Here is a 15,877-nt window from a genome sequence, read left to right as displayed (position 1 = left end):
ACAAGGACGCAGGGCATGGCCTCAGGCCCCGACCGTCTTGCGGACCATGTCCCAGTAGAGCCCGGCGACCTTGTCGCGGCTTAGCCGTCCGTCTTCGCGATACCAGGTGGTCACGCCGGTCAGCATCGCGATCACCGCCAGTGTCGCGAGCTTGGTGTCGGGCAGGTCGAACAGCCCAGCGGCCCGTCCCTCGCGCAAGATATCCTCGAGCCTGGTCTCGTAGCTCTTCCTCAGCGCCTCGATCTCGGCGAAATGAGGGGGCGCAAGATTCCTGAGTTCCATATAGGCGATGAACACCGCGTCGGGACGTTCGAGATGAAAGCGGATATGGAATCGCGTGAACGCCTCCAGCGCCGCGACTGGCCCCGCGCCCCTCGGTTCTTCGGCCCAGGCCGCCAGCAACTCCTCAAGATGGCTGCGCATCAGATCCGCGAGAAGCCCCTGCTTGTCGGGAATATAGTTGTAAAGCGCGCCGGCCTGCACCCCGACCTCGGCCGCGATCTGGCGCATCGTGACCGCGGCATAGCCGTGCCGTGCGAACAGCCGCTGCGCCGCCTCGCGCAACCGCGGACCGGTGATCTCGGAATGGGAACCGGACGTGCGTGCCATGGGTCCAGTGTTATCTGAACGATCGTTCATTTCAATCCCCGCCCCATCCGGACCCGCCACCGGCGCCGGCGCGTCTTGCCCGTGACGTGGCCGCGCGGCTAAGGTCGGGCGACAAACGGAGGCGGCGGAATGACGGTACGGATCGCAACGGCTCTGGCGGCAGCGGCGCTTGCGACGGCGCTGGCCGGCTGCGCCCGGTTCCCCGAAATCGACGCCGCCGAGGCCCGGCATGAAGGGCCCACCGAGGCTCCCCGCATCGTGCCGGTCGAACCCATCCTTGCGCGCGCGGACGCGCCCGGGGCCACGCCCGAGGATGCCGCCGCGCTTGACGCGCGGGCGGCGGCGCTGCGCCGCAAGGCCGCCGGGCTGCGCGCGCGGGTATTCTGACGCCGCCTCGCGTTGCAAGCCCCGCGCCTTCGCGCTAACACCGCCGGCGAACCCTTGGCCCAGCCCACCCCGGAGCACGCCCCATGACCACCCCCCTGCGCATCGGCATTGCCGGGCTTGGCACCGTCGGAGCCGGTGTCGTCAAGATCGTCCAGTCACGGGCGAACCTGATCGCCCAGCGCGGCGGGCGGCCGGTGACCGTCACGGCCGTCTCGGCCCGGACCCGCGACAAGGACCGGGGCGTGGACCTCTCCGCCTATGCCTGGGAAGACGACCCGGTGGCGCTGGCCCGGCGCGACGATGTCGACCTGTTCGTGGAATTGATGGGCGGATCCGACGGACCGGCCAAGGCCGCGACCGAGGCCGCGATCGCCGCAGGCAAGGACGTGGTGACCGCCAACAAGGCGATGCTGGCTGTCCATGGCCAGGCGCTGGCCGAAGCCGCCGAGGCGGCGGGCCGGGTGATCCGGTTCGAAGCCGCCGTCGCGGGCGGTATCCCCGTGGTCAAGGCCCTGACCGAGGGGCTGGCGGGCAACCAGATCACCCGGGTCATGGGCGTGATGAACGGCACCTGCAACTACATCCTGACCCGGATGGAAAGCGAGGGCCTGCCCTACGCGAAGGTGTTCGAAGAGGCCCATGCGCTGGGGTATCTCGAAGCAGATCCCACGCTGGACGTGGGCGGGATAGATGCGGGCCACAAGCTGTCGCTGCTGGCGGCCATCGCCTTCGGCACGCAGGTCGATTTCGCGGCGATGGAGCTGGAGGGGATCGAGCGGATCTCGATCGACGACATCCGGCATGCGGCCGACATGGGCTTTCGCATCAAGCTGCTGGGCGTCGCGCAGATGACCGGACGGGGGCTGGAACAGCGGATGTCGCCCTGCCTCGTGCCCGCAGCCTCACCGCTGGGCCAGCTCGAAGGGCCGACGAACATGGTCGTGCTCGAGGGCGATGCGGTGGGTCAGATCGTGCTGCGCGGCGCGGGCGCCGGACAGGGCCCGACGGCCAGCGCGGTGATGGCCGACGTGATCGACATTGCCCGCGGCTTTCGCATCTCGACCTTCGGCCAGCCCGCTGCGGGGCTGGAAGAGGCGCGCGCCGCCCGGGCCAGCGCGGCGGCGCCCTACTACCTGCGGATGGAACTGGTCGACAAACCCGGTGCCCTGGCCAAGGTGGCCGCGGTGCTGGGCGAGGCGGGGATCTCGATCGACCGGATGCGCCAGTACCGCCACTCGGCCAGCACCGCGCCGGTGCTGGTGGTTACCCACAAGACCACTCGCGACGCGCTGGACCACGCGCGCGCGGGCTTTGCCGGAACGGGCGTCGTGGTCGGCGAGCCGGTGGCGATCCGGATCGAGCAGGTCTGACGCCACGGGACGGCCCTGGCGCAGAAAAGCCTTGGGGTGTGGCCCTTTACCGTTCATTAACCTTAACCGGGCATTAAACGCGGGTAACAAGCGAAAGACCCGCCATGCCGGTGATCTCCCTGGCGACGGTCCGGCAGGCGCAGGCCGAAACCGCAGAATCCGCCCTCCGGCGCCGCAGTGATCTGGGCCTGGGCGAGCAACTGCTCGCCGCGGATGCGGTGCATCCCGAGGCGCTGGAGCGGTCGCTTGCAAAGCAGGCCCGGATGGATGTCAGCCTAGGCGAATTCCTGATCGCCGAGGGCGAGACAAGCGCCGAAGCGGTGGCCGAGGCACAGGGCCGGCACTATGGCACGGGCCGCGCGGATTTCGCCGCCTACCCGCCCGATCCACGGTTGATCGACGTTCTCGGCGCGCAGATCTGCCTGCGGCTTGGCCTGCTGCCCTGGCGCCGCTTCGCCGGCGCGACGCTGATCGCCACCTCGCGGCCTGACCGGTTCGAACAGCTCGCCGCGACCCTCCCGGCCGAGTTGAACCCTGCGATCATGGTGATCTGCCGCGAGGACGAGTTGCAGCATGCGATTGCCGGCTGCCGCGCCGAGGTGCTGATCCGGGCCGCCGAAACGCGCGTGCCCGAGGCCGAGAGCTGCCGGTTCTGGCTGCGCAGCGGCCCCCGCGCCGCACTTGTGGCCGCACTGGCCGCCCTCGTGCTGCTCGCGGCGCTGGCGCCGATATCCGTGCTGACGGTGCTGACCCTCTGGACCGTGGGCTGGATGATCGCTGGCAGCCTCGTCAAGGCGGCCGCCGCCGTGACCCAGGCGCTTGCGCTGCACCGTGCCCGCCGCGCGCCACCGCACCCCGTGGCCACCATCGCGCGCCTGCCGCGCATCTCGATCCTCGTGCCGCTGTTTCGCGAATCCGAGATCGGCCCCCGCCTGATCGCGCGGCTGTCGCGCCTCGACTACCCCCGCGCGCTTCTCGACATCTGCCTCGTGACCGAGGCGGGTGACGCAGAAACCCGCGCGATGCTGGACGCAACCCGGCTACCTTCCTGGATGCGGCGGGTTGCGGTGCCGGACGGCGCGCTCAAGACCAAGCCGCGCGCGCTCAACTATGCGCTCGACTTCTGCCATGGCTCGATCGTGGGCATCTACGACGCCGAGGATGCCCCCGCCCCCGACCAGTTGCGCCGCGTGGTCGAGCATTTCCACCGCTGCGCGCCGGATGTGGCCGTGCTTCAGGGCGTGCTCGATTTCTACAACGCGCGCGCCAACTGGCTAGCGCGCTGCTTTGCCATTGAATACGCGGCCTGGTTCCGGGTGGTCCTGCCCGGGCTCGCGCGGCTGGGCGTGCCGGTGCCGCTGGGCGGCACGACGCTGTTCTTCCGCCGCCGCGTGCTGGAGGATCTGGGCGGCTGGGACGCACACAACGTGACCGAGGACGCGGATCTGGGGCTGCGCCTTGCGCGCCACGGCTACCGGACCGAGTTTCTGGACAGCGTCACCGAGGAAGAGGCCAACTGCCGGGCCTGGCCCTGGGTGCGGCAACGCTCGCGCTGGCTAAAGGGCTATGCGATGACCTGGGCAACGCACATGCGCCGCCCCGACCGGCTGCTGCGCCAGTTCGGGCCCTGGGGGTTCTTCGGGATGCAGGTGCTGTTTCTCGGCACGCTGACCCAGTTCACCTTCATGCCGCTGATCTGGTCGTTCTGGGCACTGCCCCTCGGACTTGGTCACCCGCTTGCGCAGGTCATCCCCGCGGACGGCTTCACAGCGCTTTTCGTGCTGTTCATCGGCTCGGAGCTGGTCACGCTGGGCGTGGGCGCAATGGGCCTGTCCCGAGCCGGAAAGCGGGGCCTGATTCCCTGGCTGCCGACGCTGCACCTTTACTTTCCGCTGGCCGCGCTTGCCTCCTACAAGGCGGTCTGGGAAATCGCGGCGCGGCCGTTCTACTGGGACAAGACCCGGCATGGGCTTGGCGAACCCGATGGCGGCGAGACGGCCGCTGCGGCAGCGGCGCGGGCGCGCGTCACGGCCGCAATCGCGCGGGCCGGGGCGATCGACGCCACGGCGCCGGCGCCTCAGCCTCCGGCCATCAACGCCTCGGCGTCGTGGCGCAGCCGGGTCTCGAACGCGATCGAGATGTGAGTCTTGAGCGCCGCATAGGCCGCATCGCCATCGCCGGCCTCGATCGCCGACACGATTGCCTGATGCTCGGACAGGGCGTCCTGTCCCCGCCCCTCGATGGCAAGCGACGTGGTCGCCATCAATGCCATGGTCCGGTGCACGAGGTCGAGTTGCTGCACCAGATAGCGATTGTGCGAGGCCAGGTGAATCTGCTTGTGAAACCGCCGGTTCGCACGCGACATCGCCGAGGGGTCGTTCAAGAGCTTGCGGTCTTCGTCGACCATCGCGCGCAGCACCCGCACCTCTTCGGCGGTGGCATGGCGGGCTGCAAGCCGCGCGGCCAGGCCCTCCAGCTCGGCCCGCACGACGTAAAGTTCTGCCATCTGGTCGTGGCTCAGCGAGGCGACGATCAGGCTGCGGCCGTCGCGGGCCAGCAGGGACTGCGTTTCAAGCCGCTGCAACGCCTCGCGGATCGGCGTTCGCGACACGCCGAAGCGTTCGGCCAACTCGCTTTCCACAAGCCGATCGCCGGGACCGTAGACGCCAATATCGATCGCCTCTAGGATCAGTTCATACGCATCCTTGTGCGCGGGGCGGACGTCCTTCATCTCGGGGATGGCTCCTGCATACGATGGTCCACAATAAAGCACGCCTGTGCGCCAGATCAAGGCTTCGTGATTGTGCCTTTTGCCGCAGCCGGTTAAGCCAAACCCATGGTGTCCGACGATTTCTTGCATGTCCGGGGCTGGGTCTTCGACCTGGACAACACGCTTTACCCGCCCGAGGCGCGGCTTTTCGACCAGATCGAGTACCGGATGGCCGGATTCGTGATGGAGGCGCTGGGCGTCGACAGGGCCGAGGCGAACCGGCTGCGCAAGCTGTACTGGGCCGAATACGGCACGACGCTCGCGGGGCTGATGGAACTGCACGGGGTCGAGCCCGGCCCCTATCTCAGCATGGTCCATGACATTTCGCTCGACCAACTCGCCCCCGACCCGGAACTGCGGGCACGGATCGCCGCCCTGCCCGGCCGGCGGATCGTCTACACCAATGCCTGCGCGCCCTATGCCGAACGGGTTCTGGCCGCGCGCGGGCTCGACGGCGTCTTCGACGCGATCTACGGGGTCGAACATGCCGGGTTCCAGCCGAAACCCCGGCGCGCGGCCTTCGAGGCTGTGTTCGCGCAGGGCGGGATCGTGCCGGTCGAGGCAGCGATGTTCGAGGATGACGCCCGCAACCTGGCCGAGCCGCACGCGATGGGCATGCGCACCGTCCATGTCGCCCCCGCGCCTGAGACCGCCTCGCACATCCACCATCACACCGACGATCTGAGCGGATTTCTTGCACGCCTGACAGGCGCCTGAGTCGCCCCCTCCGAAGGTCTGTCTGGAGATCCGGAATCTCTGCATGCATAGGTATGCAGATGGTTGCAAAGTGGTGACGCTGCGCCTAAGGTCCGAACAGGGAAACATTCATGGGGATGAATATGACTGACGATCACGGGGGCAAGAACAGCTTCTGGGCGGAAGCGGGAATATGGGCCGTCGTGCTGGCGCTGATCGGGCTCTGGGCCCTGTCGATCCTGAAATGGGGCGTTCTGGGGCTGTACATGCCGGCCGTGATCGCAGTTCCGATCTGCCTGCTCATCCTTGTCTGGATCAGCCGCGGCTAGGCATGCGATCGCCTCTTGGACCTCGTGCCCGGGCGGGCTATCTCGGGGACAGGAGGCACCCATGACGCGCATTACCACCGACATCCTGGTTTCCGGCGGCGGCGTCGCCGGACTGAGCGCCGCAGCCGTGTTCGGCGCGGCAGGGTTCCGCGTGATCTGCGTGGACCCCGCCCCGCCCGTGACCGAGGAAACCGCGGACGGCGCCGACCTTCGGACCACCGCCTTCCTGCAGCCCTCGCTGAAAATCCTGCAAGAGGCGGGCCTCTGGGACCGGCTGGCGCCCCATGCCACCGACCTTCAGGTGATGCGGATTGTCGATGCGGGCGGCAAGACGCCCGCCCCCCGCGTCACCCGCGATTTCAATGCGCGCGATGTCTCGTCCCTGCCCTTCGGGTGGAACCTGCCGAACTGGCTGCTCCGGCGCGAGATGGTGGCGCGGCTTGGCGAATTGCCGAAGGTGACCTTCCGCCCCGGCGTCGGCACCAAATCCGTGCTGACCCGCGATGCCGAGGCGCTGGTGACGCTAAGCGATGGCACCAGGGTCTCCGCGAAACTGCTGGTCGCCGCCGACGGGCGCAATTCGCCCGTGCGCGAGGCGGTGGGCATCGGCGCGCGCACCATCCGCTACGGACAAAAGGCGCTGGCCTTCGCTGTCACCCACCCCGAGCCGCATCACAACGTCTCGACCGAGATCCACCGGTCCGGCGGGCCGTTCACGCTGGTCCCCCTGCCCGACCGCGACGGCAAGCCCTGCTCGGCCATCGTCTGGATGGAGCGCGGCCCCGAGGTGCTGCGCCTTGCGTCCATGCCCGAGGCCGAGTTCAACGCCGAGATGACGGCGCGCTCGGGCGCGATCTACGGCCCGCTGAACCTTGTCACGCGCCGCACCGTCTGGCCGATCATCAGCCAGATCGCGCACCGCTTCTGGGCGGAACGCACGGCGCTGGTGGCCGAGGCTGCCCATGTCGTCCCACCCATCGGCGCGCAGGGTCTGAACATGAGCCTTGCCGACCTGCGCGTGCTGCTCGAGCTTTGCCGCGCCGCGCCCGCCCGGATCGGCGAACCGCCCATGCTGGAGCTGTACCACCGCCGCCGCTACGCGGAGGTCGCCGCGCGGGTGACCGGCATCGACATCCTGAACCGCGTCTCGATGCAGGGCGCTCCTGCGATCCGCGACCTGCGCGCGGCCGGCATCGCCGCGCTTTACGGCCTGCCGCCGGTCCGCAAGACGCTGATGCGGGCGGGCATGGGCGTGCGCCTGTCGTAGCCGCAAACACCCGCTTGGCGTTGCAACTGGCGCAGATTCCGGTATTCAGCCCGGGATCGAATTGGCGCGCCGCGCGCCGCTACCGCTGCAACGAGGGACAAGACATGCGCGTCTATTACGACCGTGACTGCGACATCAACCTGATCAAGGACAAGAAGGTGGCGATCCTGGGCTATGGCAGCCAGGGCCACGCCCACGCGCTGAACCTGCGCGACTCCGGGGCCAAGAACGTCGTCGTCGCGCTGCGCGAGGGCTCGCCCTCGGCAAAGAAGGCCGAAGGCGAGGGTCTTCAGGTGATGGGCATCGCCGAGGCCGCGGCCTGGTGCGACCTGATCATGTTCACCATGCCGGACGAACTGCAGGCCGAAACCTACCGCAAATACGTCCATGACAACCTGAAGGACGGCGCCGCCATCGCCTTTGCCCACGGCCTGAACGTGCATTTCGGCCTGATCGAGCCCAAGCCCGGCGTCGACGTCATCATGATGGCCCCCAAGGGCCCCGGCCACACCGTGCGCGGCGAATACACCAAGGGCGGCGGCGTGCCCTGCCTGGTCGCGGTGCACAACGATGCCAGCGGCAAGGCGCTGGAAATCGGCCTGTCCTACTGCTCGGCGATCGGCGGCGGACGCTCGGGCATCATCGAGACCAATTTCCGCGAAGAGTGCGAGACCGACCTCTTCGGCGAACAGGCGGTTCTGTGCGGCGGCCTTGTGGAACTGATCCGCATGGGCTTCGAGACGCTGGTCGAGGCGGGCTATGCCCCCGAGATGGCCTATTTCGAGTGCCTGCACGAGGTGAAGCTGATCGTGGACCTGATCTACGAAGGCGGCATCGCCAACATGAACTACTCGATCTCGAACACCGCCGAATACGGTGAATATGTCAGCGGCCCGCGGATCCTGCCCTACGAGGAAACGAAGGCCCGCATGAAGGCGGTGCTGACCGACATCCAGAAGGGCCGCTTCGTGCGCGACTTCATGCAGGAAAACGCGGTCGGCCAGCCCTTCTTCAAGGCCACCCGCCGCATCAACGACGCCCATCAGATCGAACAGGTCGGCGAAAAGCTGCGCGCGATGATGCCCTGGATCACCGCGGGCAAGATGGTCGACAAGTCGAAGAACTGAGTTCCGACGACGAACAGCGAAAAGGGCGCGCGAGGGGCGCCCTTTTTTTATCGGGTATCCGCTGTCAGGGCTGACCACGCCCGTCCGGGGTGGTGCTGGGCGCATCCGCCGCAAGCGTGCTCTTGGGCGCGTGTGGATCGGCCATGCGTTGTTCGGTCTTGCGCTTTTCGATCAGCGCATAGATTGCGCCCCCGCCAAGCGTAAGCAGGGCAAGTATGACGATCAGGTTCATCGTGGTCATGATATCCCTCCTTTTGTTGGGATACCCTCCACCTATGGGTCCGCGGCGGTGATGAAAACCGGCGGACCTTCACGATCGGATCACGCCCGCGCCAGCGGTGCGAAAGGAAGGACGATCAGCGGGCGGGCGGCGCATCGGCGCGGGGCGATGCGGCCTCGGCCACGGCGGCAACGACACTGTCCACCACCTCGGCCAGCAGCGCCTCGTCCTCACATTCGGCCATCACCCGGATCAGCGGCTCGGTGCCCGAGCGACGGATCAGCAGCCGACCGCAGCCGGTCAGCTGCGCCTCGGCCGCGGCGATGGCGGCCTTGACCGGGGCAGCGGCCATCGGGTCCGCACCCGCGGCATAGCGCACATTCTTCAGCATCTGCGGCACCCGGTCGAACCGCCGGGACAGTGTCGACGCCTTCTGGCCGGTCTCGACCATCGCCGCCAGGAATTGCAGCCCCGCCAGCAGCCCGTCGCCCGTGGTGCCATAGTCGGTCATCACGATGTGGCCCGACTGCTCGCCGCCCAGGTTCCAGCCCCCCCGCCGCATCGCCTCGACCACGTAGCGGTCGCCCACGGCGGTGCGCTCCAGCCGCAGGCCGCGCGCGCCCAGGTGCCGTTCCAGCCCGAGGTTCGACATCACCGTGGCGACCAGCGTGCCTTCCTTCAGCCGTCCTTCGGCTGCCCAGCGTTCGGCGAACAGTGCCATGATCTGGTCGCCGTCCGCCACCGTGCCGGTCTCGTCGATGATCATCACCCGGTCGGCGTCACCATCGAGGCAGATCCCGAGGTCGGCGCCGTGCGCCACCACGGCAGCAGCAGCGGTTTCGGTATGGGTCGATCCACACCTGTCATTGATGTTCAAGCCGTTGGGCACGACACCCACGGGGATGACCTCGGCGCCCAGTTCCCACAACACCTCGGGCGCGACGCGGTAGGCCGCGCCGTTCGCGCAATCGACCACCACCTTGAGCCCGTCGAGCCTGAGCCCCGCGGGAAAGGTCGTCTTGGCGTATTCGGCATAGCGCCACAGCCCGTCGTCGATCCGCTTGGCGCGGCCGATATTCTCGGGCTGGGCCAGCCTGATCTCGCCAGCCAGAATCGCCTCGATCTGGGCCTCGACCTCGTCGGACAGCTTGAACCCCTCGGGCCCGAAGAACTTGATGCCGTTATCCTCGTGCGGGTTGTGGCTGGCCGAGATCATGATGCCCAGATCGGCCCGCATCGACCGGGTCAGAAAGCCCACCGCTGGCGTCGGCACCGGCCCCAGCAAAAGCACGTTCATCCCCGTCGAGGTCAACCCCGCGGTCAGCGCGTTTTCCAGCATGTAGCCCGATCGGCGCGTGTCCTTGCCGATCACCACCCGGTGCTTGTCCGACCGGTCGCGCCGGAAATACCGCCCCGCCGCCGCCCCCAGACGCAACGCCATCTCGGCGGTCATGGGATAGCTGTTCGCCCGGCCCCGCACGCCATCCGTGCCGAAGATCGTCCTTGTCATTCCGGCTCTCCGTATCCTTTCAGCGCCCCGTCCAGCCGCAGCGCCTGCCGCGTCTCGGCCACATCATGCACCCGCAGGATCTGCACCCCCTGCGCGATCCCGGCCAGCGCCACCGCAAGAGACCCCGGCCCCCGCGCGTCGGCCGTTTCGGCCCGGCCCAGCGCCCCGATAAACCGCTTGCGCGAAGCACCCAGCAGGATCGGACAGCCCAGCCCGTGGAACAGGCCCAGCCCCCGGATCAGCGCAAGGTTATGCGCAACCGTCTTGCCAAAACCGATGCCGGGGTCGACGACGATGCGGGCGCGCGGGATGCCCGCCGCCTCGGCCGCCGCAACGCGGCTTGCCAGGATGTCGTAGACGTCGAGCAGCACGTCGTCATAGCGCGGATCGTCCTGCATGGTCGCGGGGTCACCCTGCGCATGCATCAGGCAGACCGGGACCCCGGCAGTTGCCGCCACGCCCGCCAGCGCCGGGTCGAAGGCAAGGGCGGCGACATCGTTGACCATGCAGGCTCCCGCCGCCAGCGCTGCCTCGGCCACCGCGGCCTTGCGGGTGTCTATCGAGATCGGGCAGGTCACCCCCGCAGCCCTGAGCGCCCCGATCACCGGCGCGGTGCGGGCGATTTCCTCGTCCGTGGAAACCGCCCGCGACCCCGGCCGGGTGGATTCTCCGCCGATATCGAGGATGTCGGCCGCCTCGGCCATGGCGCGGCCATGGGCCAGGGCGGCGTCGGGCGTCTCGAACCGGCCGCCATCGGAAAAGCTGTCGGGGGTGACGTTCAGGATGCCCATCAGCCGCGGCTGGTCCATGGTCAACCCGGCAATCGCCGGCCGCGGCGCGGTCAGCGCCACACGCACCGGCTCGGGCAACGTGCCCGCGGGGACCAGACGCGGCGGGGCGTCGCGGCGCAGTTCCTCGGCCATGGCGAACCACGCCCAGCCTCCGGCCAGCGGCAGCGCGTCGGCTGGCCGGGCGGCGTCGGTCTGGACGATGGGACGAAAATAACGCTGCATGGGCCGTGAATGGGCGATGCGCCCCGGCTTGGCAAGTCCTCAGAGGGCGTCGAGCACGGCCTCGGGCGGAACGCCGGTCACATCAAGCCCCCCGGCGGGCGGCAGCGCGACCTCGCCGATCACCACAACACGCGCCGCCTCAAGCGCGCGCGCAAACCATAGCGCCAGCGCCAGCGCGTCGCGGGGCCTGACCGGGGGATGCTCGACCGAATCGAGCACGATCTTGGACGGCGCCCAGACACTGAATTGCCGGTGCTTCATCGCCCAGTCGATCTCGGTCCGGCTGCCGCGCACGACGCAGCGCGGATCGCGGCCCGCCAGCACCCAGGCGTTCTGCTCGATGGCCAGAAGGTCGATCCGCCGCTGGGCGGGCGCGATGGCAGAGCACGGCGCTTGCGTGTCGGCGGCCCCGACGCACAACACCACCGGGTGCGGCCCTGACTCCATCCGGTCAAGCCACAGGGGCAACGCGGGATCGGCGATCGCGGCATTGGTCAGGAAAACCACCAGCGGGTGATGCAGCGCCTCGACGGCCGGATCGGCAGGCTGCACGAGGCGCGGCGCATCGGGACGGCGGTCGCGCACGATCTCGACCCCCAGCGCGCCGGGACCGCGGTCCAGCTTTTCGATGCGGACGAAGGCGCGCATCGCCTGGGGTTCGGCGAGGATGCGCTCGGCGATCCGTTCGGCAAGCGTTTCCAGAAGGTTCAGCCGTTCCGACGACAGCTCGGCCGTGATCGCCTCGGTGATCGTGTCATAGGACAGCACGCGGTCGACATCATCCTCGATCGGCGCGGGATTCGGGCGCACCTCGACAACCACGTTGAAGCGGACCCGCTGTGTCGCGCCACGCTCGGCCTGAAAGGCGCCGATCTCGACCTCGACGATATGGTCGCGCAGCGAGATGCGATCGCGCATCGCTCGCGCGGGATCAAGCGCCTCGGCCCGCGCGGAGGGATGGGCGAAGGCAAGGCGGATGTCGTCACTCATGGGGGCCTCCGGGCAGGTCTTGTCCCCCTGATACCCCCGAAACAGCGCCGCGGACAGCCCCGTGACGGCAGGGCGCGGACCGCAAGCGACAGCGCCGGTCAGTTCTGCGCCACCTGGATCCCTGGCCGGCGGTAGAAATGATGAACCCCGATCGTCGCGGTGCGCGGAAAGCGGCTGGCCCAGCGCGGGCGAACGGCGGTCGTGTGATAGTGCGTCGCGCCATTCGTCAGCGTGCGAGAGCCGCCATCCAGCATGATCCGCGCGATCTTGGCCATCCGGTCATAGACGGCCGGCTCGCGGATCACCTCGGCATGGCCGTCGCAGGTATAGGTGAACTGGCACTGATAGCGCTTGCCCGTGCCCTGGTGGACGACGCCGCAGACCGAATCCGGATAGGCCTGCGAGGCGACGCGGTTCAGGATCACCTCGGCCACCGCGAACTGGCCCGCGACGGTCTCGCCGCGCGCCTCGAAGTAAAGCGCCTCGGTCAGGCATTGCCATTCCTGGCCACCCTGCGCCTTCGGCTGGGCAGCAAGCCAGGCCGCATCGTAGCGAACCGGCCCGCGCGCCCTGCGCTCGGCCGGACGCGCAACAAGCCTCCGGATCCGGCGTTCGCCCACGCTTTGCAACGCGCTGCGTTCGGCCCCAAGCAGCCGGGCAATGTTCTCGCCCAGCATCGCGGTCGGATCGTTCGATTGAGAACTGGTCATCTCGGCCTGAGAGACGCCAGCGGTAAGCGCAAGCGCGACCGCAAGGCCCGCTGCCCGGACAGTAACGATACCCATCTTTCCCCCAAAAGTGGCGTGGCTCACAAAGCCCCGGTCGAAAGTGTTAACGCGAGAGAGCCTTGGAGTCTACCCTTGTGGCAATTGTGCAACATATCGTACTCAAGGCGATTCAATATGTTATACGCCACTTCTAATGCGTTACCTGAGAAAGAAAAGGCAAGGGTCTGAACTTTGGACCAGCCTCAATCGGCATGAACCTGCTTACCAAGCGCCAGTTGCGCCGCGGCAAGCCGCGCCACGGGGACGCGGAACGGCGAACAGGACACGTAGTCAAACCCGGCCGCGCGGCAGAACGCGATGGATTCCGCGTTGCCCCCGTGCTCGCCACAGATCGACAACGTGATCTCGGGCCGCGCCTCGCGGCCCCGTTCGGCCCCGATCCGCAGAAGCTCGCCCACACCCTCGGCGTCGAGGATGTGGAACGGGTCCTCGGCAAACACGCCCTGCTTGACATAGGAGCCCATGAACCGCCCCGCATCGTCGCGCGACAGGCCATAGGTCATCTGCGTCAGGTCGTTCGTGCCGAAGCTGAGGAAGGCCGCATGCTGGGCGATGTCTCCGGCGCGAAGCGCGGCGCGCGGCGTCTCGACCATAACACCCAGCCGATAGGCGAAATCGACGCCGCGTTCGGTGCGGACCGCGGCGGCCAGCGAGTCGATCCGGGTCTTGACAAGGTCCACCTCGCGCATCGCCGAGACCAGCGGGATCATGATCTCGGGCACCACCGGCTCGCCCTTGCGGCTGGCCTCGATCGTCGCCTCGAAGATCGCGCGGGCCTGCATGTCGTAGATCTCGGGGATGGTGATCCCCAGCCGCACGCCGCGCATTCCCAGCATCGGGTTGAATTCGAACAGGGCCTGAACCCGGCGCTGAACGTCCGAGATCGGCAGCCCCATCGCCTCGGCAAGATCCCGCACGCCCTCGCGCGATTGCGGCAGGAATTCATGCAGGGGCGGGTCGAACAGGCGGATGCAGACCGGCAGACCCTGCATGATCTCGAACAGCCGCTTGAAATCGGCACGCTGCATCGGCAACAGCCGCGCCAGCACCGAGGCGCGGTCCTCGGGCCGGTCGGCAAAGATCATCTCGTGCATCACGGTCAGCCGGTCGGCCTCGAAGAACATGTGCTCGGTCCGGCACAGCCCGATCCCGTCGGCACCGAAGCGGCGCGCCATCTGGGCGTCGGCCGGCGTGTCGGCATTGGCCCGCACGCCGATGTCGCAGGCCTCCTCGGCCCAGCGCATCAGCGCCTGGAAGGCGTCGTCCAGCGCGGGCTCCAGCATCTTGACCTCGCCCAGCAGCACCTGCCCTCTGGTGCCGTCCAGCGTCACGATATCGCCCTCGTGCAGCTTGCGACCGTCGGCGGTGATCAGCACCCCGTCGCGGCGGTTGAGCCGCATGTCCGAGATGCCGACGACGCAGGGCACGCCCAGGCCCCGGGCGATCACCGCGGCATGGCTGGTCACCCCGCCCCTCTCGGTCATCACGCCGACGGCGGCATGCATGCCGCGGATGTCCTCGGGCGTGGTCTCGCGCCGCACCAGGATGCAGGGCTCGCCGCGGGCGGCGCTGGCCTGCGCGGCGGCCGAGCCGAAGACCAGCCGGCCGGTGGCCGCGCCGGGACTGGCCGCAATGCCATGGGCGATCGCCTGGCGCCGCCCCGCCGGGTCGACCTGGCTGTGCAGCAGTTCGCTGACCGCACGCGGCTCGATCCGGCACAGCGCGTCTTCGCGCGGAATGATCCCCTCGTCGGCCAGCATCACTGCGATGCGGACCGCCGCCCGGGCACTGCGCGGCACCCGCATCGCGTCCAACACCCAAAGCCGGCCCGCCTCGATGGTGAAATCGATCTGCATCTCTTCGCGCAGGTTGATCCGGCAGGTGTCCCCATAGCGGCGAAGTTGCGCGACGACCTCGGGACAGCGGTCCTCGAGTGATCCGCCGCGCGGGTCGCGGATGATGAACAGCGCGCCTTCACGAACGGCAATCGCGTCGCGGCCCTGGCTATGGGCGAGATAGCGGCCGACGATCCGGCGAAGCCCGGTCACGCCATCGACGAACTGGATCACGCCCGAGCCGCTTTCCCCCGGGCCAATCCCCAGCGCCATCGCCTGTACCACCAGCCCCAGTCCCGCCTCGGCGGGCGCCCCCTTGGCCTGGCGCAACAGCCGCGCCGTCGTGCCCTCCCACGCCCGCGCCATCGAGCGCAGCACCTCCAGCAGCTGCCGGCCCGGGTCCTGGGGGAAGGGCTCGTCGGTCTCTTCGGCATAGGCGTCCAGCGCGGCGCGCAGCGCGCGCGCCGACGGCGCCTCGGCCTCGAACATGTCGGGGTCCAGCCGGGCGACATGGACGGCAAAGGCCTGGATGAACCGCAGGTAAAGCGCGTTCGCCGCCACCTCGCCATGGGTTTCGCACAGGGCTGCGTGGCGCGCGTCATTCAGGCCGATGTTCAGGATCGAGGCCGGCCCGCCCCACTCCTGGTTCTCGGAACTGGGGCGCACCGACACCAGCGGCCCGTCTCCGAACAGGGCCAGCAGGGCCGCGATGTCGGGCACGTTGCCCTTGGCGATGCGGTGAACAGCGTCGAAGGACAACGCCACCGTGCGTGGCACCGGCAAGTCCATCCGGATCAGCCGCTGCAGGCATTTCGCGCGCGCGCCGTGCCGCTTCGCAGCGATGTCGGCCAGCGGCGTTATCTCGGTAAAGTCAATGATCTCGGCGTCTTTCTGCACTGCAGCGCCCTTTCGCCCATTGCAGCATACGCCCATGGCGCCGACTGGCAAGCGAAGCTTGGGCGCGCG

At 68.6% G+C, this 15,877-nt stretch carries 15 protein-coding genes; 7 read left to right on the top strand and 8 right to left on the bottom strand.

What is annotated here, in order from left to right; genetic code table 11:
* Positions 1–21: 21 nt before the first annotated feature.
* On the bottom strand, positions 22–609 hold the full coding sequence (locus EV655_RS04590) for a TetR/AcrR family transcriptional regulator (protein ID WP_132542312.1): 588 nt from the start codon (positions 607–609) through the stop codon (positions 22–24).
* 129 nt (positions 610–738) lie between these two features.
* Here EV655_RS04590 and EV655_RS04585 point away from each other — a divergent pair, with 129 nt between their 5' ends.
* From EV655_RS04585 to EV655_RS04575, 3 genes are all read left to right on the top strand, one after another.
* The gene (locus tag EV655_RS04585) at positions 739–996 is read left to right on the top strand and encodes a hypothetical protein (protein WP_132542310.1); all 258 of its coding nucleotides are present in this window, start codon (positions 739–741) and stop codon (positions 994–996) included.
* Positions 997–1,079: 83 nt separating this feature from the next.
* Complete coding sequence (locus tag EV655_RS04580; RefSeq protein ID WP_132542308.1) at positions 1,080–2,366, top strand: homoserine dehydrogenase; 1,287 nt, start codon at positions 1,080–1,082, stop codon at positions 2,364–2,366.
* Between the two features lie 104 nt (positions 2,367–2,470).
* Positions 2,471–4,510, top strand: coding sequence for a glycosyltransferase family 2 protein (locus EV655_RS04575; protein ID WP_132542306.1), 2,040 nt, complete (start codon positions 2,471–2,473; stop codon positions 4,508–4,510).
* On the opposite strand, the gene EV655_RS04570 is transcribed toward EV655_RS04575, so the two are convergent.
* Positions 4,444–5,097, bottom strand: coding sequence for a GntR family transcriptional regulator (locus EV655_RS04570; RefSeq protein WP_132542304.1), 654 nt, complete (start codon positions 5,095–5,097; stop codon positions 4,444–4,446). The genes EV655_RS04575 and EV655_RS04570 overlap by 67 nt on opposite strands.
* Before the next feature lie 105 nt (positions 5,098–5,202).
* Here EV655_RS04570 and EV655_RS04565 point away from each other — a divergent pair, with 105 nt between their 5' ends.
* From EV655_RS04565 to ilvC, 4 genes are all read left to right on the top strand, one after another.
* A complete protein-coding gene (locus EV655_RS04565) occupies positions 5,203–5,853 on the top strand; it encodes a pyrimidine 5'-nucleotidase (RefSeq protein WP_132542302.1) in 651 nt (216 codons plus the stop codon).
* Between the two features lie 122 nt (positions 5,854–5,975).
* Complete coding sequence (locus tag EV655_RS04560; RefSeq protein WP_132542300.1) at positions 5,976–6,161, top strand: hypothetical protein; 186 nt, start codon at positions 5,976–5,978, stop codon at positions 6,159–6,161.
* A 61-nt stretch (positions 6,162–6,222) separates the two neighbouring features.
* The gene (locus EV655_RS04555) at positions 6,223–7,428 is read left to right on the top strand and encodes a UbiH/UbiF family hydroxylase (RefSeq protein WP_132542298.1); all 1,206 of its coding nucleotides are present in this window, start codon (positions 6,223–6,225) and stop codon (positions 7,426–7,428) included.
* A gap of 104 nt (positions 7,429–7,532) precedes the next feature.
* Positions 7,533–8,555, top strand: coding sequence for a ketol-acid reductoisomerase (ilvC, locus tag EV655_RS04550; protein ID WP_132542296.1), 1,023 nt, complete (start codon positions 7,533–7,535; stop codon positions 8,553–8,555).
* Positions 8,556–8,619: 64 nt separating this feature from the next.
* Here ilvC and EV655_RS18555 read toward each other — a convergent pair whose 3' ends face one another.
* The 6 genes from EV655_RS18555 to EV655_RS04525 form a co-directional block, all read right to left on the bottom strand.
* A complete protein-coding gene (locus EV655_RS18555) occupies positions 8,620–8,796 on the bottom strand; it encodes a hypothetical protein (RefSeq protein ID WP_165905264.1) in 177 nt (58 codons plus the stop codon).
* A gap of 115 nt (positions 8,797–8,911) precedes the next feature.
* Positions 8,912–10,285, bottom strand: a complete 1,374-nt coding sequence (gene glmM / locus EV655_RS04545) for a phosphoglucosamine mutase (RefSeq protein WP_132542294.1) — start codon at positions 10,283–10,285, stop codon at positions 8,912–8,914.
* A complete protein-coding gene (folP, locus tag EV655_RS04540) occupies positions 10,282–11,298 on the bottom strand; it encodes a dihydropteroate synthase (protein ID WP_132542292.1) in 1,017 nt (338 codons plus the stop codon). Before folP ends, glmM begins: the two co-directional genes overlap by 4 nt.
* Positions 11,299–11,337: 39 nt before the next feature.
* Complete coding sequence (locus EV655_RS04535) at positions 11,338–12,288, bottom strand: dihydroneopterin aldolase (RefSeq protein ID WP_132542290.1); 951 nt, start codon at positions 12,286–12,288, stop codon at positions 11,338–11,340.
* Positions 12,289–12,386: 98 nt separating this feature from the next.
* Positions 12,387–13,073, bottom strand: coding sequence for a cell wall hydrolase (locus EV655_RS04530; RefSeq protein ID WP_243644985.1), 687 nt, complete (start codon positions 13,071–13,073; stop codon positions 12,387–12,389).
* Positions 13,074–13,258: 185 nt separating this feature from the next.
* A complete protein-coding gene (locus EV655_RS04525; RefSeq protein ID WP_132542288.1) occupies positions 13,259–15,808 on the bottom strand; it encodes a putative PEP-binding protein in 2,550 nt (849 codons plus the stop codon).
* Positions 15,809–15,877 lie beyond the last annotated feature (69 nt).

It is taken from the genome of Rhodovulum euryhalinum (genome assembly GCF_004342445.1).
Lineage (GTDB): Bacteria > Pseudomonadota > Alphaproteobacteria > Rhodobacterales > Rhodobacteraceae > Rhodovulum > Rhodovulum euryhalinum.
This window is presented reverse-complemented; position numbering and strand designations above follow the sequence as displayed.

Bases quoted from the DNA above. Each gene is read 5' to 3' on its own strand.
- EV655_RS04590 (WP_132542312.1), bottom strand. From the start codon at position 609: ATGGCACGCACGTCCGGTTCCCATTCCGAGATCACCGGTCCGCGGTTG.
- EV655_RS04585 (WP_132542310.1), top strand. From the start codon at position 739: ATGACGGTACGGATCGCAACGGCTCTGGCGGCAGCGGCGCTTGCGACG.
- EV655_RS04580 (WP_132542308.1), top strand. From the start codon at position 1,080: ATGACCACCCCCCTGCGCATCGGCATTGCCGGGCTTGGCACCGTCGGA.
- EV655_RS04575 (WP_132542306.1), top strand. From the start codon at position 2,471: ATGCCGGTGATCTCCCTGGCGACGGTCCGGCAGGCGCAGGCCGAAACC.
- EV655_RS04570 (WP_132542304.1), bottom strand. From the start codon at position 5,097: ATGAAGGACGTCCGCCCCGCGCACAAGGATGCGTATGAACTGATCCTA.
- EV655_RS04565 (WP_132542302.1), top strand. From the start codon at position 5,203: ATGGTGTCCGACGATTTCTTGCATGTCCGGGGCTGGGTCTTCGACCTG.
- EV655_RS04560 (WP_132542300.1), top strand. From the start codon at position 5,976: ATGACTGACGATCACGGGGGCAAGAACAGCTTCTGGGCGGAAGCGGGA.
- EV655_RS04555 (WP_132542298.1), top strand. From the start codon at position 6,223: ATGACGCGCATTACCACCGACATCCTGGTTTCCGGCGGCGGCGTCGCC.
- ilvC (WP_132542296.1), top strand. From the start codon at position 7,533: ATGCGCGTCTATTACGACCGTGACTGCGACATCAACCTGATCAAGGAC.
- EV655_RS18555 (WP_165905264.1), bottom strand. From the start codon at position 8,796: ATGACCACGATGAACCTGATCGTCATACTTGCCCTGCTTACGCTTGGC.
- glmM (WP_132542294.1), bottom strand. From the start codon at position 10,285: ATGACAAGGACGATCTTCGGCACGGATGGCGTGCGGGGCCGGGCGAAC.
- folP (WP_132542292.1), bottom strand. From the start codon at position 11,298: ATGCAGCGTTATTTTCGTCCCATCGTCCAGACCGACGCCGCCCGGCCA.
- EV655_RS04535 (WP_132542290.1), bottom strand. From the start codon at position 12,288: ATGAGTGACGACATCCGCCTTGCCTTCGCCCATCCCTCCGCGCGGGCC.
- EV655_RS04530 (WP_243644985.1), bottom strand. From the start codon at position 13,073: ATGGGTATCGTTACTGTCCGGGCAGCGGGCCTTGCGGTCGCGCTTGCG.